Here is a 20,313-nt window from a genome sequence, read left to right on the forward strand (position 1 = left end):
AACCCAAAGCCGCTGCCTTGTGCAGCGGCTTTTTTTATGTCGAAAATCTTCACAAAGCGTTCACGCATTCTAAACTTGAATCAGCCAGGACTGGCGATTTAGCTGGCGGAACAAACATAGATGACGACAACAATCCAGAGGATGAGCCTTATGAAACCCCTCCTGCCTGCTGCGCGCGACATGAGTATTCGGCATTGGGGGGTGGTCTTAGGGTTGGTCGCCGTGACGCTCGGATCAGCCGAGGTCGCCCAAGCGAATGATGAAAACGTTACAACCAGTCACGGGTACTCCTATTTTGGAAATCTGGACTACCCGGCGGACTATCCGCATCTGAATTACGTGAATCCCGACGCTCCCAAGGGCGGTGAGATGTCACTGGCAGCGTCTGGAACCTTTGACTCGTTGAACCCTTACTCACGAAAGGGTCGGAGCGGAGCGCTAACCACTATCCAATATGATCGCCTGTTCGAAAGCGCGGATGACAGTGTCGGTCAGTACTACGGAGTGCTGGCGGAAAGCCTCGAGTACGACGAAGGGCGCAACTACGTCATCTTCAACTTGCGCCCTGAGGCCATGTTCTGGGATGGAACACCGGTTACGGCCGAAGACGTTGTTTACAGCCATCGTTTGTTCATCGAGCAGGGCCTGCCGTCTTACGCGCAGGCTGTCGGGCGCATGGTCACCGGGGCCGAGGCGCTAGACGATCACACCGTGAGGTTCACGTTTAACCCAGAAGTCACCCGCCGTAGCTTGATCGAAACCGTAGGATCGACACCTGTCTTCTCGAAAGCGTGGTTTGAAGCTGACGAGTCGCGTCGTCTGGATGAACCTCGTCTGGAAGTGGCGGTGGGGTCGGGACCGTACAAGCTGGACAGTTATGACATCAACCGCCGTATCGTCTACAAGCGCCGCGACGACTATTGGGGCAAAGACCTGCCATTCAACGTGGGCCGCAACAACTTTGACACTATTCGCGTCGAATATTTCGCTGACCAGACTGCCGCTTTCGAAGGTTTCAAGGCGGGCGAATATACGATGCGGATCGAGAGCGATCCCAAGCTCTGGGCGACAAGCTATGACTTCCCCAAGCTGACAGAAGGTTCGGTTGTGCGCGACGAAATCAAGGATGGCAGCCCGCCGACGCCGTCTGGTTTTGTATTCAATCTCGGCAAGCCCCAATTCGCAGATAAGAACGTTCGCAAAGCGTTGGCTCTGGCGTTCAATTTCGAATGGGCAAACGAATCCTTGTTGTTTGGATTGAATTCACCACGCAACTCTTTTGTGCAAGGCACACCTCTTGAAGCACAGGGCACCCCAGCGGGCCCAGAGCTGGCCTTCTTGGAAACGCTTGGCGATGCCGTCCCAGCCGATTTTCTATCCGAGGATGTCGTCGTTGCTCATGAATCCAACCCAGCACGCCTGAACGACCGGCGCAACCTGCGCAAAGCGTCGAAGATGTTGGACGAGGCGGGTTGGCCCGTGGGCGAAGGTAACGTGCGTCGCAATGCCGAAGGGCAGACGCTGAAGGTGAATATCCCTTACCCTTCGAATTTGCCAACATCGACGGCGACGATGATCGAAACCTACGTTCAGAACCTTCAGGCATTGGGTGTAGATGCATCTGCGGAAAAGGTTGATCCGGCACAATACACATTGCGTAGCCGAGAGCGCGACTACGATATGGTCTATTCCACGCGGTATGGGTCGTTCCTGTCGACGGGCGGCGGATTGAGCCAGATGTATGGGTCCGAAGAGGCAGCCTTTAGTCTGTTCAATCCCGCTGGCCTGGCAAGCCCGTTGGTCGACGCGATTATTGAAGCGTCTTTTGAAACCGACAATCAGGCTGATCAGGACGCAGCACTTATGGCGTTGGACCGTGCCCTGAGATATGAGTTTTTCGTGATCCCCGTGGGATACATCGCGGACTACTGGACAGCCTACTACGACATGTACGAATACCCTGAAAACCTGCCACCCTATTCGTTAGGACATTTGGACCTTTGGTGGATCAACCCCGAGAAAGAAGCCGATTTGAAGGCAAAAGGCGCGCTGCGGTAAAATGGGCGCCTATATTCTAAGACGCCTGCTTTTGGTCATTCCGACCTTGCTGGGCATTATGGTCGTTAACTTCACGCTGGTGCAGTTTGTTCCGGGTGGACCCGTTGAACAAATCATCGCTCAGATCGAAGGACAGGGCGATGTCTTCGCGGGCTTCGCTGGGGGCGGAGACGCCGGTGCCGGGTCCGAGCCTGCAGGCGGTGTCTTCGACGACAAATATGTGGGCGCGCGCGGCCTGCCTCCGGAGTTCATTGCCGAATTGGAAAAGGAATTCGGTTTCGACAAGCCGCCGCTTGAGCGTTTTCTTGGAATGATGGGCAACTACCTAACGCTCGATTTTGGCGAGAGCTATTTCCGGTCGATCAGCGTGATTGATTTGGTGTTGGAAAAGATGCCTGTGTCCATCTCGCTTGGCCTGTGGTCGACCTTGATCGCCTATCTGGTCTCTATCCCGTTGGGCATCCGCAAAGCCGTAAAGGACGGGTCGCGGTTCGATACGGTGACGAGCGGCGCTATTATCGTGGCCTACGCGATCCCCGGTTTCCTATTTGCCATCCTGCTGCTGGTGCTGTTTGCCGGTGGATCCTACTGGCAGATCTTCCCGCTGCGAGGGCTGACCTCGGACAATTGGGACAGCCTCAGCCTTTTGGGCAAGATCGCCGACTATTTCTGGCATATCGCGCTGCCGATCATTGCCTTGACCATTTCGGCCTTTGCGACGCTGACGCTGCTGACCAAGAACTCGTTTCTGGATGAGATCAAGAAGCAATATGTCATGACCGCCCGTGCCAAGGGATTGGGGGAACGTAGGGTCCTCTATGGTCACGTCTTCCGCAACGCTATGCTGATCGTGATTGCGGGCTTTCCGGCAGTTTTCATCGGTGTCTTCTTCGGCGGGTCAATTATTATCGAGACGATCTTCTCTCTGGATGGTCTGGGTCGCCTCGGGTTCGAGGCCGCCGTGGCGCGGGACTATCCGGTGATCTTTGGCACTCTGTTCATCTTTGGTCTGATGGGGCTGGTTGTAGGTATCATCAGCGACCTGATGTATGTGCTGGTCGACCCACGCATCGATTTTGAGAAGAGGGAGGGGTAAATGGCGCTTTCCCCTCTCAATCAACGGCGTTGGCGCAATTTCCGCCGCAATGGCCGGGCTTTCTGGTCGCTGATCATCTTCTCGGTGCTGTTCGGCCTGTCCCTATTCGCCGAGTTCATTGCCAATGATAAGCCGATCCTCGTGCAATACCGTGGTCAATTCTACACGCCGATTTTTAACTTCTATCCCGAAACTGAATTTGGCGGCGATTTCCAGACCGAGGCGATCTATCGCGACCCCGAGGTCCGCTGCCTGATCGACAGTGGCGGGCTTGAGGACTGTTTCGACGACCCAGAAGGTATAATCGAGCAGATCGAGGCAGGGACATATCAGGCCGAAGGGTTCGAGCGCGGCTGGGCCATCTGGCCGCTGATCCCCTATTCCTACAACACCAGTGTTGATCGCCCCGGTGCGGCCCCCTTGCCGCCGAATGGTCAGAACCTGCTGGGAACGGATGATACCAAACGGGATGTGCTGGCGAGGGTGATTTATGGTTTCCGCCTGTCGATCCTATTCACGTTGATGGTGACCGGCGTAGCCAGCCTGATCGGTATTTTCGCCGGGGCCATACAGGGCTTCTTTGGCGGTTGGCTCGATCTTACATTTCAACGGGTCATCGAGATATGGTCCGCGACCCCGTCTCTTTACGTCATCATCATTATGTTCGCCATTCTCGGCCGAAGTTTCTGGCTTCTGGTGATCCTGATGATCCTGTTCAGCTGGACCGGCTTGGTCAGCGTTGTAAGGGCCGAGTTCCTACGGGCACGCAATCTGGAATACGTCCGCGCCGCGCGGGCGCTGGGCGTGGGCAACATGACGATCATGTTCCGCCACATGCTGCCAAATGCGATGGTTGCGACGCTGACTTTCATGCCTTTCATCGTGACCGGTACAATCGGCGGGCTGGCTTCATTGGATTTCCTTGGCTTCGGTCTGCCCTCTTCGGCCCCGTCGCTGGGGGAACTGACATTGCAGGCCAAACAGAACCTGCAGGCCCCATGGCTGGCCTTCACCGCCTTTTTCACCTTCGCCATCATGCTGTCGCTGTTGGTCTTCATTTTTGAAGGCGTCCGCGATGCGTTTGATCCCAGAAAGACCTTCTCATGAGCCTTTTGGATGTAAACAACCTCAAGATCTCGTTCCGCCAGGACGGCGAGGTATCGGCTGCGGTCAAAGGCGTCTCCTTCACCGTGGATCGGGGGGAGACGGTTGCCCTGGTGGGTGAGTCCGGCTCGGGCAAGTCGGTGACGGCATTGTCGACAGTGTCGCTGCTGGGCGACAGCGCCATGGTCGAAGGTTCGGTCAAATATGACGGGGCCGAGATGATCGGGGCGTCCGAGGACAAGTTGATGGAGGTGCGCGGCAATGATATCAGCTTCATCTTTCAGGAGCCGATGACCTCTCTCAACCCGCTTCATACGATCCAGAAGCAGATGGCGGAATCGCTGGCGCTGCATCAGGGCTTGGCAGGGGATGCCGCGCGCGACAGAATTGTGGAGTTGCTGAACAAGGTTGGCATTCGCGACCCTGAGGATCGTCTGGACAGCTATCCGCACCAGCTTTCGGGCGGGCAACGGCAGCGTGTGATGATTGCTATGGCGCTGGCCAACAAACCAGATGTTCTGATCGCGGATGAACCGACGACCGCCTTGGACGTGACCATTCAGGCGCAGATCCTCGAACTTCTGGCCGAACTGCAGAAGTCTGAAAACATGGGGATGCTGTTCATCACCCATGATCTTGGCATTGTACGTCGGATCGCCGACCGGGTCTGCGTAATGAAAGACGGTGAGATTGTCGAAACCGGAATCACGGCAGAGATTTTCAACAACCCACAGCATCCCTATACGCGCAAACTGCTGGAGGCCGAGCCTTCGGGGCACCCCGACCCCGTCGCCGCAGACGCGGAAGAGGTCGCCCGCACCGATCACCTGAAGGTCTGGTTCCCGATTCAGCGCGGCTTTCTGAAACGCACAGTCGGCTATGTGAAGGCCGTCAACGATGCGACGTTCAGCGTGCGGGCCGGGGAAACCCTTGGGATTGTCGGCGAAAGTGGCTCGGGCAAGACGACGATGGCGCTGGCCATCATGCGGTTGATCGCGTCCGAGGGTGGGATCACCTTCCGCGATCAGGATGTTCGCCGCTGGTCCACGCGAGAGTTGCGGCGCCTGCGCAAGGACATGCAGATCGTGTTTCAGGACCCGTTCGGCAGCCTGAGCCCACGTATGACATGCCAGCAGATCATCTCCGAGGGGCTGTCTATTCACAACGTCGACCCTCATCGCGCCCCGCGTGAACTGGTGGCAGAGGTGATGACAGAGGTGGGCTTGGACCCGGCCTCAATGGACCGCTACCCGCATGAGTTTTCGGGCGGGCAGCGTCAGCGGATTGCGATTGCGCGGGCCATGGTGCTGCGTCCGAAACTACTGGTGCTGGATGAGCCGACAAGCGCGTTGGACATGACGGTGCAGGTTCAAATCGTTGATCTCCTGCGCGATCTGCAGCGGAAATACGGGCTGGCGTATCTGTTCATCAGCCACGACCTGAAAGTTGTGCGGGCGATGTCCCACAAGGTCATCGTCATGCGCAACGGCGACGTGATTGAGATGGGCGCATCCGAGGATTTGTTCGAAAATGCGCAAACAGATTACACTCGTGAACTGATTGCGGCGGCGGGCTAAGGCCCGCCTCGCGTTTCCCTCAGGCGCTGGCTTTTTCGCGATCGGCGGATTTGGGGACCGGTCCGCGCAACTCTTCATAATGATCGAAGCTCAGATTGACCCACCCCGTTCCCCGCGTGGCACTGGCGAGAGTTCGGTGCAACTCATCTTGCGCCACGGCCGGAAGTTGGGCGTTGAAGATTTCCCAACCTGAGGCATCCGCATTGCCCTCAAACCCCAAAACCTGCCCTTGAAGCGAACTGATCATGGGAACCAGATCTCCGACGAAATCTGACGGCAGATGAATCTCGGCCGTGAGAATCGGCTGCAACACCACGGGCTTGGCCTGCGGCAGTGCCTCACGCACTGCGTTCTTGCCCGCCGTCCGGAACGCGTAGTCCGAACTATCGACATTGTGGTGTTTGCCGTCGCTGAGGGTGATTTTGACATCCACGACCGGGAAGCCTTCGGGGCCTTGTACCAAAGCGTCTTTGGCCCCGTGCTCCACGGATGGGATGTAGTTCTTCGGTACCGCACCGCCCTTCACAACTTCTTCGAATTGAAAGCCCGAGCCACGGGGTAGAGGCGCGACCGAGATCACAACGTCGGCGAATTGTCCGGCGCCGCCCGATTGCTTGCGATGACGGTGGCGATGTTCGACTGGCGTGCGGATGGTTTCTCGATAGGCGGTCTCGACGGGGTCGGTTTCGATCTCGATCCCGAAATCCTCTAGCAGCTTTGCCGTCACGCGACGCATGTGTTGCGGACCCTGCGAACCCAGTACGGAATGACCGCTCAGTTCGTCTTGTTCCATATGCAACCCCGGGTCGATCTCGACCAAACGGCTCAGGGCGTTAGACAGGCGCACGTCGTCGCGCTCATGCGCGGGTGAGACGACCTGCCGGTGCGCAACCGGATGCGAAGACGCCCAATCCGGAAGTGGCGTAGCCGACCGGCTGTCATAAATGTATCCTGGGTTGAGATGATCAGATTTGACCGCAAGCCCGATTTGTCCGGCCTCCAACGCGCCAATCTGTGTTTTGGCGTCGAGGCTCGTCAAATTGCCGACCGTTTCGCCCCCAAGGGCTTCATGCGCTTTGACACCATCGCCCAGCCCGCGCAGCACGGTGATCTTGCCAATATGTTTCTTCACATCGGCAAAGCCCGCAATCGCGCGTGCATTGTCCGCGGCCTCATCTCGCCCGGCGGCGATATCGAACTCGGGCGCTTCGTGCCGCAGGGCTTTCATCAAGCGTGTGAGCCCATTGCCATGTTGCGCGGCCCCCAGGCAGGCCGGAATCAACTGGTGATTTTGCAGGACCTGAGCGGCCAGATCGTAAATTTCGGCGCTGGGGGGCTGCTTGTCTTCGATCAGTTGCTCCAGAAGATGGTCATCGAAATCCGAAAGCGTTTCCAGCAATTCAGTGCGGGCTTCCTGTTCGCGGTCCTCGACGGATTGAGGCAGTTCGATCAAGGCCGAGGGTTGGCCTTCTTGGTACTTCCAAGCGCGTTCCGAGATCAGATCAACCGCGCCTATGATTGTATCGCCGTCGCGGATCGGGACCTGCCGCAAGGCGATGTGATGGGTGCAATAGGTCTGCAAGGCCGCGATGATGTCGCGGATACGGCCATTGGGATTGTCCATTCGGTTGATGAACAGAAAGCAAGGGATGCCAGCCTCTTCCACCAGCCGCAGGTACGGCGCGCATAGTACGGCCGCATCGGGGTCTGGCGGGACGACGACCACGGCGGCGTCCGATATCGCCATGGCTGGTCCCACATAGGCCAGCGCATCGCCGCCGCCGTCCACGTCAACCGCGCACCACGGTTCGTCCAAATAAGAAAAACCGTGCAAATGCACGGTTCCGGAGATGTCGAATGTTGTCGGGCGCCCGTCGAGGCGACTGATGGCCTCGACCAGAGTGGATTTGCCCGATTGACTGGGGCCTAGGACGGTGAAAACGCGCATATGTGCTGTCCCTCTTTCAGGTTGCAGAGTGGCTGCACGAAAGGGGCTGCCTTGCGCAAATGCGTTGGCATGGTCTGTCTGCGGATTTGCCTGCCTCGGGCGGTGGACCTGATCGAAGACCCACGCCCCGAGTGTGGAGAAAACAACAGCCTTGCGTCAAGCCCCCGTTCGGGATCGGCTTGGGCCCGCCGAAAACCGGGCCGCTTGCTCAAGGTCAGATCGCAGAGCTATGTCCGGCTTTGCTCAGATCATAGGCATCGAAACTGCGGGCGATCATCCGGGTCAGAGTACGCGCCTCGGGCGGGATGAATAGCCCGTCTTCGGTGACACGGAGCAGGCCGTCAAATCTTGCGTTCACCTCGGCATACATCTTGTTCAGCTCTGCGCTGGATACATTATAACCGCGCAGAATCTCGGCCGAGTCGACACGGAAATCGCACATCAACGCTTCGATCAGACGGGCGCGCAGCACGTCCTGTCCCTTGAACGCATGCCCACGCGAGGTCGAGAACTGACCGTCGCGAATTGCCTTGGTATGGGCCGAGGTCGCGGGGTTGTTCTGCGCGTAGCCCTGAGGAAAGCGCGATATCGAGCTTGCACCGATGCCGATCAGAACTTCGGCCTGATCATCGGTATAGCCCTGGAAGTTGCGTTTCAGTTGGCCCGCTTTCAATGCTTTGGTCAGCCCGTCTTCTTGCGTCGCAAAGTGGTCGATTCCGATTTCGGCGTAGTTGTCCCACATGAACAGGCGGCGGGCGGTGTCGAAAAGATCCAGACGCTGCTCGGGCGTTGGCAGCGCCTCGGACGGGATCAGTTGCTGTCGTTTCGCCATCCACGGCACATGGGCATAGCCATAAAGCGCGACGCGATCCGGGCTGAGCGACAGAAGCTTCTGCACACTTTCAGTCATCCGTGCCTTGGTCTGATGCGGCAAGCCAAACAGGATGTCGGCATTCAGGCTGGTGATCCCGCGTGCGCGGATCATATCCACCGCATCCCGCGTCGTATCGTAGCTTTGGATGCGCCCGATGGTTTTCTGGATCTCGTCATCGAAATCCTGCACTCCGATCGAGGCGCGGTTCATGCCAACTTCGGCGAGGATATCCAGACGCGCTTCGTCAATCTCATTCGGGTCGATCTCGACCGAGAATTCGGCATCCGGTCCCAGCGGCACGATATCCAGAATGTAGCGCGCCAGATCGCGCATCAGGTCCGCATTCAGCAGGGTTGGGGTGCCGCCGCCCCAATGCAGGCGGGATAGAACCACCCCCTCGGGCAGGCGCGCGGCCAATAGGTCCAGCTCGGCCTTCAGTACGTCGACATAGGCGACCACGGGGCTGTCGGTTTGTGTACCTTGCGTGCGGCAGGCGCAGAACCAGCAGAGGCGCCGACAGAAGGGGACGTGGACATAGAGCGAAATGGCGCTGCCAGGCTTGATCCGGGCGATCCAGTCACCAAAAAGATCAGCCCCCACGTCATTGCTGAAATGGGGGGCGGTCGGGTAGCTGGTGTAGCGAGGCACCTTCGCGTCAAAAAGTCCAAGCCTTGCCAATTGTGATTTATCTATCATGGAGATACCTTTAAGGGACCCAAGTCTTGGTTGCTTTGATAGAGATCAAGTAGGAAAGCGAATGTCAGTAGAGCTAAAGTTTGATCATTCCAACTGTGACGAATGCCCGATTCGTCATCGGGCTGTCTGTGCCCGGTGCGATGCTGATGAGCTGCAGTCCCTTGAAGAGATTAAATATTATCGAAGTTTCGAAGCGGGTCAGACGATCATCTGGTCTGGCGATCAGATGAACTTTGTCGGTTCGGTCGTCTCGGGTATCGCGTCCCTAACTCAGACGATGGAGGACGGGCGGACCCAGATGGTGGGCCTGCTGCTGCCCAGCGATTTCGTCGGGCGTCCCGGACGTGATTCTGCGCCATATGACGTTCAGGCCACCACGGATGTGGTGATGTGCTGCTTTCGCAAGAAGCCGTTCGAAGGGTTGTTGAGTGAGACCCCTCATATTGCGCACCGGCTGTTGCAGATGACTCTGGATGAGCTGGATGCAGCGCGGGAATGGATGCTTGTTCTGGGCCGCAAGACGGCGCGGGAAAAGATCGCCAGCCTGCTTTCGATCATTGCGCGCCGGGATGCGTCGATCACGCAGAAAGGGCTGTCAGGCCCGCTCGTGTTCGATCTGCCGCTGACGCGTGAGGCGATGGCGGACTATCTCGGTCTGACGCTTGAAACGGTGAGCCGACAGATATCGGCCCTGAAAAAGGACGGGGTTATCGTACTTGAAGGCAAGCGTCACGTGACCATCCCCGATCTTGGTCGTTTGATGGAAGAGGCCGGAGACGACTCGGACGGAGGGTTCCTCGTTTAGCGACGCCACCTGACAGTCATATCCCAAGGTGATCAAGCCGCCCCGCAGGGCGGCTTTTTTGTTCGGGTCAACACGCGATCAGTGCGCCATGAAGACCGGGACGGCGGATTGTTCCAGCATGTTGCGGGTGGCGCCGCCAAGAATCGCTTCGCGAAAGCGGGAATGGCCGTATGCGCCCATAACGATCATATCTGATTCCGTGTCTATAGCGTGGCGGTTCAGAATGTCAGACACCCGCGTCATGGTTTTGCTGAGGACTTCGATATCGCACCGGACACCGTGCCGCGCGAGCATCTGGGACAGCATGCCACCTGGGTCAGAGCGGTCGGGCCCATGCCGTGGCGGGTCGATCAACACGATACGTGCCAGATCGGCATCTTTCAGAAATGGCAGGGCGCAGCGCACCGCGCGCATAGCCTCGACGCTTTCGTTCCACGCGATCATGATGTTTTTAGGCTTCGAAACAGGTTGCCCCGCGTTCGGGACGACCATGACCGGAGCGTGACCTTCGAACATGGCGGCTTCGACAATTGGTTCTGCCTCGGCACCGCGCCCTTCACCATAGGGGTGCGGTAGGACAACCAGATCTGAAAACCGCGCCCTATGGGCAACGTGGCGTCCAATGTCTGCGATCTGGGCGACTCCGTTTTCGGCCGACCACCGCACGCCAGTTTTTCCCAGAAAATCCTCGGCATAGCTTAGCAGTTCATCGGCCTCGGCATTGGCCCGGCTGAGAGTTTCCTGAAGGATAAGTGCGTTCGCCCCGGCGTAGTAATACCCTGTCTGACTGCGATCGACGCCCAGGCACAGGGCCTCGGCATGACCATCCTGCGTCTCGGCCAATGCCGCTGCCTGAGACAACGCTGCCTGCGCATTCGTAGTTTCCGTCATGATTGTGAGAATTGATTTGTAAGCCATATCGACCTCGTCTTTCGAGCAGCCGATCCAATGCGACCAGCGCCCCTCCACTTGACTATGGGTGTCACAGAAAACAACGGATTGTCTTGACTCAGATCAAAGCGGCAGAGGGTGTTCTTCGACATTACGGGGGACAGTCAAAAAGGTTCTGTGCGGCACGTAAATCGCGCAGGGCAGGGTAAAGGGACGCAATATGTCGAATTACATCAAGCTGATCGTGCTTGGTCTGGTCGTGCTGTTTGCCGCGATCGGGTCCAATTATGCACGCGATTTGGCGTATCAGGTGCATGCGATACTGGTGATGATCATCGCCGGTGGTCTGTTCATCTGGACGCTTCGAAACACGGATGAGCCAGATATTCTTGTCGATCGCTCCGGCGAGTACATGGACGGCGTGATCCGCTACGGCGTGATCGCAACTGCCTTCTGGGGCGTGGTCGGGTTCCTGGCGGGAACTTTTATTGCGTTCCAGCTGGCATTTCCAACGCTCAACTTCGAATGGGCGCAAGGCTATCTGAACTTTGGGCGGTTGCGTCCGCTGCACACCTCAGCGGTGATTTTTGCCTTTGGGGGCAACGCTCTGATCGCGACCTCGTTCTACGTGGTGCAGCGCACCAGCGCGGCGCGTCTGTGGGGTGGAAACCTGGCATGGTTCGTGTTCTGGGGCTATCAGCTGTTCATCGTTCTGGCAGCGACCGGATATGTTCTGGGCGGCACGCAGTCCAAGGAGTATGCCGAGCCTGAATGGTATGTGGACCTGTGGCTGACCATCGTCTGGGTGGCTTACCTAGCCGTGTATCTGGGCACGATCATCAAACGCAAAGAGCCGCATATCTATGTGGCCAACTGGTTCTACTTGGCCTTTATCGTAACCGTTGCGATGCTGCACCTCGTCAACAACATGACAATCCCGGTCAGCATCTGGGGTTCGAAATCGGTTATCGTCTGGTCGGGCGTACAGGATGCTATGATCCAGTGGTGGTATGGCCACAACGCTGTGGGCTTCTTCCTGACTGCGGGCTTCCTGGGCATGATGTACTACTTCATCCCGAAACAGGCCGAACGTCCCGTATTCTCGTACAAGCTGTCGATCATCCACTTCTGGGCGCTGATCTTCCTGTATATCTGGGCCGGTCCGCACCACCTGCACTATACCGCGCTTCCCGACTGGGCCTCGACGCTGGGCATGGTGTTCTCGATCGTGCTGTGGATGCCGTCTTGGGGTGGTATGATCAACGGTCTGATGACGCTCTCGGGCGCATGGGACAAGCTGCGCACCGACCCGATCATCCGTATGATGGTCATCTCGGTCGGCTTCTACGGTATGTCCACCTTTGAGGGTCCGATGATGTCGATCCGCGCCGTGAACTCGCTCAGCCACTACACCGACTGGACCATTGGTCACGTACATTCGGGCGCGTTGGGCTGGAACGGCATGATCACCTTTGGTGCGCTGTACTATCTGGTGCCTGTCTTGTGGAAGCGTGAGCGTCTGTACTCCTTGCAGATGGTCAGCTGGCACTTCTGGCTCGCCACGATTGGCATCGTTCTCTATGCCGCGTCGATGTGGGTCACTGGTATCATGGAAGGCCTGATGTGGCGCGAAGTGGATGCCAACGGCTTCCTGGTGAACTCGTTCGCTGACACCGTTGCCGCCAAGTTCCCGATGTATGTGGTTCGCGGTCTTGGTGGGGTTCTGTTCCTCGCTGGCTCGGTGATCATGTGCTACAACCTGTGGATGACTGTGCGTAAGGCACCGGCCAAAGAGGCCAGCCTGACCGTCGCAGTCCCGGCTGAATAAAGGAGGCCGGAGCAATGGCAATTCTCGACAAACACAAAGTGCTTGAGACCAACGCGACCCTTCTGCTGATCTTCAGCTTTCTGGTCGTGACCATCGGTGGCATCGTTCAGATCACCCCGCTGTTCTATCTGGAGAACACCATCGAGAAGGTGGAGGGCATGCGCCCTTACACCCCTCTCGAGATGGCGGGCCGTGAGATCTACATCCGCGAAGGCTGCTATGTCTGCCACAGCCAGATGATCCGCCCCATGCGGGACGAGGTCGAACGTTATGGCCATTACTCGCTGGCGGCCGAGTCGATGTATGACCATCCGTTCCAGTGGGGGTCCAAGCGGACCGGGCCTGATCTGGCACGTGTTGGCGGCCGCTACTCGGACGATTGGCATGTACGCCACCTGCGCGATGCGCAATCGGTGGTGCCGGAATCGGTGATGCCGAAATATGGCTTCCTCGAAAACCGCAAGATCGATGGCAAGTATATCGGCGACATCATGGCGGCAAACGCGGTGGTCGGTACACCCTACACCGACGAGATGCTGGAGAACGCGCAAGCCGACTTCCGCGCTCAGGCCGATCCCGACAGTGACTATGACGGGCTGTTGGAGCGCTATGGTGATAAGGTCAACGTCCGCAACTTCGATGGTCAATCCGACCTGACCGAGGCTGACGCACTGATCGCCTATCTGCAGATGCTGGGCACGCTGGTCGACTTCTCGACCTTCACGCCTGACGCAAACCGCTGAGGGAGGGTGCAATGGAAGAATATACTCTCCTGAGGCAGTTTGCAGATAGCTGGATGTTGCTTCTGCTGTTCGCCTTCTTTGTTGGCATCATTGTCTGGGTGTTCCGCCCAGGCGCCAGCAAGGAATACAGCGACACCGCCAACATCCCTTTCCGGCACGTTGATGCACCCGCACCGCAGCAAGACCAACCCGCCACATCCGAGGAGGCGCGGAAATGACTAAGACACCTGAAAAACAGCCGGGTGACCCGAATACAACCGGTCACAGCTGGGACGGCATCGAAGAATTTGATAACCCGATGCCACGCTGGTGGCTGTGGACCTTCTACGCCACGATCTTCTGGGGTGTAATTTACACGATCATGTATCCCGCATGGCCACTGGTTCAGTCGGCAACGGCAGGCGTCATGGGTTGGTCATCTCGGGCCGAAGTCCAGCAAGAGCTGGTCTCGTTCGAAGAGGCCAACGCTCCGTGGAATGCCAAGCTGGTGGACACCCCGCTTGAGGAGATTTCGGCTGACCCTGAGTTGCAGCAATATGCCGTCAACGCAGGCAGCGCTGTGTTCCGCACCTGGTGTGCACAGTGTCACGGCTCTGGCGCGCAGGGCGCGGCTGGCTTCCCGAACCTGCTGGATGATGCATGGCTGTGGGGTGGCACGATGGAGGATATCCATTTCACCGTCAGCTATGGGATCCGGAACGAGGAAAGCGACGATGCGCGCTACTCCGAGATGCCAGCCTTCGGTGAGCTCCTCGAAGGCGAAGAGATCACACAGGTGGTCCAGTACGTGATGTCGCTGACCAATGCGCAGACCGATGATGCGGCTGCGCAGGCAGGTAAGGTTGTCTTCGAAGACAATTGTGCCGCCTGTCACGGCGAGGATGGCAAAGGCGACGTCTTCCAGGGCGCGCCCAACCTGACGGATGCCATCTGGCTCTATGGCGGCAGCGAAGAGGCCCTGACTGAAACGGTGACCTACAGCCGTTTTGGCGTGATGCCCCCGTGGGATACCCGCCTGACCGAGGCGCAGATCCGCGCCGTGACCGCCTATGTCCACCAACTGGGTGGCGGTCAGTAAGGCTACAAGAATACCTTGGGGCGGCTTGCTGCCCCTAGGTCCCGGCACCGGCTGTTCCATCTGTTCGCGCGTTTCCTGAACAGCCGGTGCCTATTTCCAAAACCATCATAGAGCCAATGGCCAATCCAGAACAGGCCGCGTTTCAAAGGTCGTCAAGATCGACCGTGCGCGGGTGTTTCTTCCACCAATGATGCTCGGGCAACCAGCGCGATTTGTTGCGGGTTGGTTTTGGTGCATCCCTGAGATTTGGCTCGTTGATCCGTGTCGCGGTCATGAACGATTTCGCAAAAACACTCAGCATGAGGCTTTCCTTTCGCGTTTTCTGTATGCGCCTAGGATGATGTTTCCCTGTACAGGATGCGAGCTAATTGCTATTTCTATATGTAAGTTGGGATTACATATGAACTGGTTGAAACTGCCTCCTCTCTCGTCCCTTCGCGCTTTTTCGGCTTTTGCTGAGAAGGGTGGTGTGGTGCAGGCCGGAGCGGCGCTGAATGTGAGTCACGCTGCCATAAGCCAGCAGTTGCGTGTGTTGGAGAAGCACATGGGCGTCGCTCTGGTCCGGCGCGATGGGAAGTCGCTCTCCCTGACACCCGAAGGCACGCATCTGGCGCGTGCGGTGCAGCTTGGTTTCGGTTCAATCGGCGCAGCCGTGGAAGAGGTGATGAGCGCAGGCGGCGCCCGTCCGGTTCACGTGTCGCTGACACCAACGTTCGCCGCCTCGTGGTTGATGCCGCGACTGCCGGAATTTCAGGCCAAATACCCTGAAATCAGTCTGACGATCGACCCTTCTCCGCATCTGGTGGAATTGACACCGGGCGGCGTCGATGTCGCGATCAGGTACGGCTCCGGAGGGTGGCCTGGTGTGGATTGCGAAATGCTGCTTGAAACCCCTTTTGTTGTCGTTGCGGCCCCCAGCCTGCTGGGCGGTCGGTCGGATTGGACACCGGAAGAGTTGAGCCAGCTGCCTTGGCTGGAAGAGTTTGGCACCACCGAGGCCTCGACCTGGCTGGCCAGACGTGGAGTTGATCACCCGCCTCAGGGGCGGCGCATCTCGCTGCCGGGGACCTTGCTGCTTGAAGGGCTGCGTGCGGGGCAGGGCGTCACAGCCACGGTGCGACATTTCGTCGAGCAGGACATCAAGGCGGGCCGCCTTGTTGAGCTCCATACTGAGCCGGAAAGCAGCGGATACCACGTTTTAACGGCCAAAACGCCTCTTAGACCGGCGGTAAAGACCTTTGTCAGCTGGCTGAGGCGGCAGGCGGGTGACGCCCGGTAAAAGGTGTTTGTCCGATGCGCGTTTTGACCCATGTCAATGTTTGCGCGACCATGATCTGGAAGAACACACTTCCATAAGACCCATCCTTGGAGCCAGCCAGTGAGCGATTCCGATCCCGCCCCCAGCTTGTATGCCGCCCGAGAGCCTATCTTTCCCCGGCGTGTCTCAGGTCCGTTCCGGAACCTGAAATGGATTATCCTGATTGTGACCTTGGGGATCTACTACGTCACCCCATGGATCAGATGGGACCGAGGGCCCAGCCTGCCGGACCAAGCTGTGCTGCTGGACCTGGCCAACCGCCGCTTCTATTTCTTCTGGATCGAGATCTGGCCGCACGAATTCTACTTTGTTGCGGGCCTGCTGATCATGGCCGGTCTTGGGCTTTTCCTGTTCACATCGGCCTTGGGCCGGGTGTGGTGCGGATATGCCTGCCCGCAGACCGTCTGGACCGACCTGTTCATTCTGGTCGAACGCTGGATCGAGGGCGATCGCAACGCCCGCTTGCGCCTGCACCGGCAAGAGAAGATGGACCTCCGCAAGGCCCGTTTGCGTCTGACGAAATGGACCGCATGGTTCCTGATCGGCCTCGCAACCGGCGGAGCCTGGGTCTTCTATTTTGCCGACGCGCCAACCCTTCTGCGTGATCTTGTGACCGGAAACGCGCACCCGGTTGCCTACACTACCATATTGATCCTGACCGGCACCACCTTCCTTTTTGGTGGCTTCGCGCGCGAACAGATCTGCATCTATGCCTGCCCATGGCCACGCATTCAGGCCGCGATGATGGACGAGGACACCCTGGTCGTCGGCTATCGCGAATGGCGCGGCGAGCCGCGCGGCAAAGGCAAGAGGGCGGCCGATTCCGAGCTGGGCGATTGCATCGACTGCATGGCCTGCGTGAATGTCTGCCCCGTTGGTATCGACATTCGTGATGGTCAGCAGTTGGAGTGCATCACCTGCGCCCTTTGCATCGACGCCTGCGACGACATGATGGCCAAGATCGGTAAACCTCGGGGTTTGATCGACTATATGGCGCTGAGTGATGAGGCGCATGAACGGGCAGGTCAGCCCCCTAAGAATATCTGGAAACACATCCTGCGTCCGCGCACGATCATGTACACTGCGTTGTGGTCTCTGGTCGGTTTCGCGCTGCTGTTTGCTCTGTTCATCCGGTCCGATATCGACCTGACGGTCGCGCCTGTGCGCAATCCGACCTTTGTGACGATGTCGGATGGCACGATCCGCAACACCTATGACGTGCGCTTACGCAACAAACATGGCGAAGAGCGTCCGTTCAATCTGTCTCTGACTGGCGATCCGGCCTTGCTACTGGAAATCGAAGGCGTTGACGGGCAAACTGTTACTGTGGCCCCCGATACTGCGCAACTGGTGCGGGTCTATATTACAGCGGCGCCTGACACAGGGCCTGCGCGTACGGATACGTCTGCCGTTCGGATCTGGGTCGAGGATCTCGACAGCGGTGAACGCGCCTATAAAGACACAAGCTTCAACGGACGAGGGAACTGATCATGTCCGAGCGGAAATTCACCGGCAAACACGCCCTTGCGGTGTTCGTATGTGCCTTTGGTGTGATCATCACGGTGAACTTGATCCTGGCCTATAGCGCGGTCAAAACCTTCCCGGGGCTGGAGGTCAAAAACTCCTACGTTGCAAGTCAGGAGTTCAACGACCGTCTTAAAGAGCATCAGGCGTTGGGCTGGGAGGTGCGCGCAGAAAACACAGGCGGTCTGCTGATCCTGCATATCACAGACGCCACTGGCGCGCCGGTTCAAGTGGCTGAGTTGCAGGCCGTTGTAGGCCGTGCAACCCATGTGCGCGATGATTTCTCGCCCGATTTCACCTTCGACGGGCTTGCCTACGCAACGCCTGCGACGCTGGGCAAGGGGAACTGGAACATCCGTCTGGTTGCTCGCGATCATTCGGGGGCTGAGTTCGCTCAGCGGGTTCCTTTGTACGTGAAAGGGTAGGGCGGTGACGGCTCAACTCTCCTCAGGTACGGCAGCTTGTCCGGGGTGTATCGCCGCCCCGGCGGAACCTGCGCGGCCGATCCCTGAGGATGTGCAGATTGCACTGTCTTTGCCCGGTATTCATTGCTCGGCCTGTATCGCCAATGTCGAGAGGACTTTGAACGCCCATCCCGGCGTCGAGGACGCGCGTGTCAACCTGACCCTGAAGCGTGCGATGATCAAAGCCGCGCCGGAAATGCGCGCTGCTGATCTGATCCCGGTGCTCGAGCACGCGGGCTATGAAGCGCATGAGTTGGACGCCGGAGCCCTGTCTGCCACCAGTGCGGACAAGGCCGGGCGTGACCTGCTGATGCGCTTGGCGGTGGCCGGGTTTGCCTCGATGAACGTGATGCTGCTGTCGGTGTCGGTCTGGTCGGGGGCGACGGACGCGACGCGGGATATGTTCCACTGGATTTCTGCCGCCATCGCCCTGCCTGCGATCGCTTTCTCGGCGCGGCCCTTCTTTGCCAACGCATGGTCAGCCCTTCGCGTGCGTCGGCTGAACATGGACGTGCCGATTGTTCTGGCGATTCTGCTGGCCCTTGTCACATCCCTTTGGGAAACAGCGCTGAGCGGCGAACATGCCTATTTCGACGCCGCGCTGACGCTCACCTTCTTCTTGTTGGCGGGTCGGTACTTAGACTACCGCACCCGCGCCGCCGCGCGGTCGGCGGCTGAGGAGCTGACAGCGCTGGAGGTTCCCCGCGCCCTTCGGTTGATCGACGGTACCGAAGAAGAGGTCGCTGTATCCACCCTGGCCGTTGGTAACCTGATCCTTGTGAGGCCCGGAGGGCGGATGCCGGTAGACGGCCAGATCGTCTCGGGTCAGTCGGAATTGGACCGCTCCCTGCTGACGGGTGAGACCCTGCCAGTGTTTGCCGAGGCAGGCCAGATCGTCAGCGCGGGAGAGGTCAACCTGACCGGCCCACTGACTATCCGCGCCACAGCGGTTGGCGAAGATACATCCCTGCATCGCATGGCTGATCTGGTGGCCATCGCCGAATCCGGCCGGTCTCGATACACCTCGCTGGCAGACAAGGCGGCCAAGCTCTATGCCCCCGGCGTCCACATCCTGTCGGCGCTCAGCTTTGTGGGCTGGTACATCTATTCCGGCGACCTGCGCACGGCTCTGAACATCGCCGCAGCGGTGCTGATCATCACTTGCCCCTGTGCGCTTGGACTGGCGGTTCCTGCGGTGACCACCGCGGCCTCGGGTCGGTTGTTTCGCAAAGGGATGCTGATCAAACACGCCACCGCGCTGGAGCGTCTGGCCGAGGTCGATACGGTCGTCTTCGACAAAACCGGCACTCTGACCTCCGGCGCGCCCGAGGTGATCAATCTGGGCGATCACACCACTGCCGATCTTGAGATCGCACTGGCCCTGTCCGAGGCATCGGCGCACCCCTTGTCGGTCGCTCTGGCTAAAGCGGCGAGAGAGGCCGGGATCAAACCCGCCACGCTGCGCGAAATCACCGAGGCTCCGGGCTATGGCACCGAGGCCTTGTTTAGAAACCAGCGCGTGCGTCTGGGGCGCGCGGCTTGGGTTGGAGCGGAACAAGGGGTCGAGACTTCCGCCTGGTTGTCGGTTGGCTCGAATGCGCCGGTGGCATTCAAGTTTACCGACACCTTGCGGCCGGGCGCGGCCGAGGCTGTCTCGGGTTTCGCCAAGGCCGGAAAGCAGGTGATCCTGATTTCGGGCGATTCGACGGGTGCGGTGAAAGCTTTGGCCGAGAAGCTGGGGATCGAGAACTGGATTGCTGAAGCGTTGCCTCAGGACAAAGCGCAGCGCATTCAGAATCTCAGCGAGCAGGGCCGCAAGGTCCTGATGGTGGGAGACGGCCTGAATGATACGGCGGCTTTGGCGGCAGCGCATGTGTCGATCTCGCCTGCCTCGGCCTTGGATGCGGCGCGGGTTGCGTCCGATATCGTTCTGCTGGGAACCGACCTGTCCCCCATCGCCGATGCATGTGACACTGCCGTCAAAGCCACGAAACGGATTCGCGAGAATTTCCGCATTGCAACCGTTTACAACGTGATTGCGGTGCCGCTGGCGGTGATCGGGCTCGCCACGCCATTAATCGCGGCGTTGGCGATGTCGACCTCGTCGATTACCGTATCTTTGAATGCCCTGCGGCTGAGGTAACTGTCATGGAAGTGCTCGCTTATCTGATCCCGATTTCCCTGTTTCTGGGCGGAATTGGCCTGGTTGCTTTTGTCTACACGGTCCGCTCGAACCAATACGAAGACCCCGAAGGCGATGCGCGTCGTATCCTCAGCGATGAATGGGATGACAAACCCAAGCAGTAGCT

At 58.6% G+C, this 20,313-nt stretch carries 18 protein-coding genes; 14 read left to right on the forward strand and 4 right to left on the reverse strand.

Features of this window, described 5'->3' with window-relative positions:
* Window positions 1-150 precede the first annotated feature (150 nt).
* The 4 genes from ACR0JF_RS14775 to ACR0JF_RS14790 are packed head-to-tail and all read left to right on the forward strand — an operon-like array spanning window position 151 to window position 5,835.
* A complete protein-coding gene (locus ACR0JF_RS14775; RefSeq protein ID WP_170661510.1) occupies window positions 151-2,058 on the forward strand; it encodes an extracellular solute-binding protein in 1,908 nt (635 codons plus the stop codon).
* Between the two features lies 1 nt (window position 2,059).
* The gene (locus tag ACR0JF_RS14780; RefSeq protein ID WP_170375427.1) at window positions 2,060-3,154 is read left to right on the forward strand and encodes a microcin C ABC transporter permease YejB; all 1,095 of its coding nucleotides are present in this window, start codon (window positions 2,060-2,062) and stop codon (window positions 3,152-3,154) included.
* The gene (locus ACR0JF_RS14785) at window positions 3,155-4,261 is read left to right on the forward strand and encodes an ABC transporter permease (protein WP_170661509.1); all 1,107 of its coding nucleotides are present in this window, start codon (window positions 3,155-3,157) and stop codon (window positions 4,259-4,261) included.
* On the forward strand, window positions 4,258-5,835 hold the full coding sequence (locus ACR0JF_RS14790) for an ABC transporter ATP-binding protein (RefSeq protein WP_170661508.1): 1,578 nt from the start codon (window positions 4,258-4,260) through the stop codon (window positions 5,833-5,835). Before ACR0JF_RS14785 ends, ACR0JF_RS14790 begins: the two co-directional genes overlap by 4 nt.
* Before the next feature lie 19 nt (window positions 5,836-5,854).
* On the opposite strand, the gene ACR0JF_RS14795 is transcribed toward ACR0JF_RS14790, so the two are convergent.
* Entirely contained in the window at window positions 5,855-7,783 is a 1,929-nt protein-coding gene (locus ACR0JF_RS14795; protein WP_480669531.1) for an elongation factor G, read from the reverse strand.
* Window positions 7,784-7,997: 214 nt separating this feature from the next.
* Window positions 7,998-9,353 carry an oxygen-independent coproporphyrinogen III oxidase gene (gene hemN / locus ACR0JF_RS14800; protein ID WP_170661506.1) on the reverse strand — a complete coding sequence of 452 codons (1,356 nt, stop codon included), beginning with the start codon at window positions 9,351-9,353 and terminating at the stop codon, window positions 7,998-8,000.
* Between the two features lie 61 nt (window positions 9,354-9,414).
* On the opposite strand from hemN, the gene fnrL reads away from it, so the two are divergent.
* A complete protein-coding gene (gene fnrL / locus ACR0JF_RS14805) occupies window positions 9,415-10,158 on the forward strand; it encodes a transcriptional regulator FnrL (protein ID WP_170661505.1) in 744 nt (247 codons plus the stop codon).
* A 78-nt stretch (window positions 10,159-10,236) separates the two neighbouring features.
* On the opposite strand, the gene ACR0JF_RS14810 is transcribed toward fnrL, so the two are convergent.
* On the reverse strand, window positions 10,237-11,076 hold the full coding sequence (locus ACR0JF_RS14810; RefSeq protein ID WP_170661504.1) for a universal stress protein: 840 nt from the start codon (window positions 11,074-11,076) through the stop codon (window positions 10,237-10,239).
* A gap of 193 nt (window positions 11,077-11,269) precedes the next feature.
* Here ACR0JF_RS14810 and ccoN point away from each other — a divergent pair, with 193 nt between their 5' ends.
* The 4 genes from ccoN to ccoP are packed head-to-tail and all read left to right on the forward strand — an operon-like array spanning window position 11,270 to window position 14,698.
* Complete coding sequence (ccoN, locus tag ACR0JF_RS14815) at window positions 11,270-12,877, forward strand: cytochrome-c oxidase, cbb3-type subunit I (RefSeq protein WP_170375413.1); 1,608 nt, start codon at window positions 11,270-11,272, stop codon at window positions 12,875-12,877.
* A gap of 14 nt (window positions 12,878-12,891) precedes the next feature.
* Entirely contained in the window at window positions 12,892-13,620 is a 729-nt protein-coding gene (ccoO, locus tag ACR0JF_RS14820) for a cytochrome-c oxidase, cbb3-type subunit II (RefSeq protein WP_170375411.1), read from the forward strand.
* Between the two features lie 11 nt (window positions 13,621-13,631).
* Window positions 13,632-13,838 (forward strand): cbb3-type cytochrome c oxidase subunit 3, encoded by a 207-nt coding sequence (locus ACR0JF_RS14825; protein WP_170375409.1) that lies wholly within the window; start codon window positions 13,632-13,634, stop codon window positions 13,836-13,838.
* Entirely contained in the window at window positions 13,835-14,698 is an 864-nt protein-coding gene (gene ccoP, locus ACR0JF_RS14830; protein WP_170375407.1) for a cytochrome-c oxidase, cbb3-type subunit III, read from the forward strand. The genes ACR0JF_RS14825 and ccoP overlap by 4 nt, the downstream gene beginning before the upstream one ends.
* Before the next feature lie 142 nt (window positions 14,699-14,840).
* Here ccoP and ACR0JF_RS14835 read toward each other — a convergent pair whose 3' ends face one another.
* Complete coding sequence (locus ACR0JF_RS14835) at window positions 14,841-14,999, reverse strand: hypothetical protein (protein WP_170552565.1); 159 nt, start codon at window positions 14,997-14,999, stop codon at window positions 14,841-14,843.
* Window positions 15,000-15,098: 99 nt separating this feature from the next.
* Between ACR0JF_RS14835 and ACR0JF_RS14840 the strand changes: the two genes are divergently transcribed.
* From ACR0JF_RS14840 to ccoS, 5 genes are all read left to right on the forward strand, one after another.
* Window positions 15,099-15,977: a LysR family transcriptional regulator gene (locus ACR0JF_RS14840; protein ID WP_170493123.1), complete on the forward strand. Its 879-nt coding sequence runs from the start codon at window positions 15,099-15,101 to the stop codon at window positions 15,975-15,977.
* Window positions 15,978-16,076: 99 nt separating this feature from the next.
* Window positions 16,077-17,504 (forward strand): cytochrome c oxidase accessory protein CcoG, encoded by a 1,428-nt coding sequence (ccoG, locus tag ACR0JF_RS14845; RefSeq protein ID WP_170661503.1) that lies wholly within the window; start codon window positions 16,077-16,079, stop codon window positions 17,502-17,504.
* Between the two features lie 2 nt (window positions 17,505-17,506).
* Window positions 17,507-17,965 carry a FixH family protein gene (locus tag ACR0JF_RS14850; RefSeq protein WP_170460237.1) on the forward strand — a complete coding sequence of 153 codons (459 nt, stop codon included), beginning with the start codon at window positions 17,507-17,509 and terminating at the stop codon, window positions 17,963-17,965.
* Between the two features lie 4 nt (window positions 17,966-17,969).
* Complete coding sequence (locus ACR0JF_RS14855) at window positions 17,970-20,147, forward strand: heavy metal translocating P-type ATPase (RefSeq protein ID WP_170661502.1); 2,178 nt, start codon at window positions 17,970-17,972, stop codon at window positions 20,145-20,147.
* A gap of 5 nt (window positions 20,148-20,152) precedes the next feature.
* Entirely contained in the window at window positions 20,153-20,311 is a 159-nt protein-coding gene (gene ccoS, locus ACR0JF_RS14860) for a cbb3-type cytochrome oxidase assembly protein CcoS (protein WP_170375394.1), read from the forward strand.
* The last annotated feature ends 2 nt before the right edge of the window (window positions 20,312-20,313 follow it).

Source organism: Ruegeria sp. BG11, from assembly GCF_056538565.1.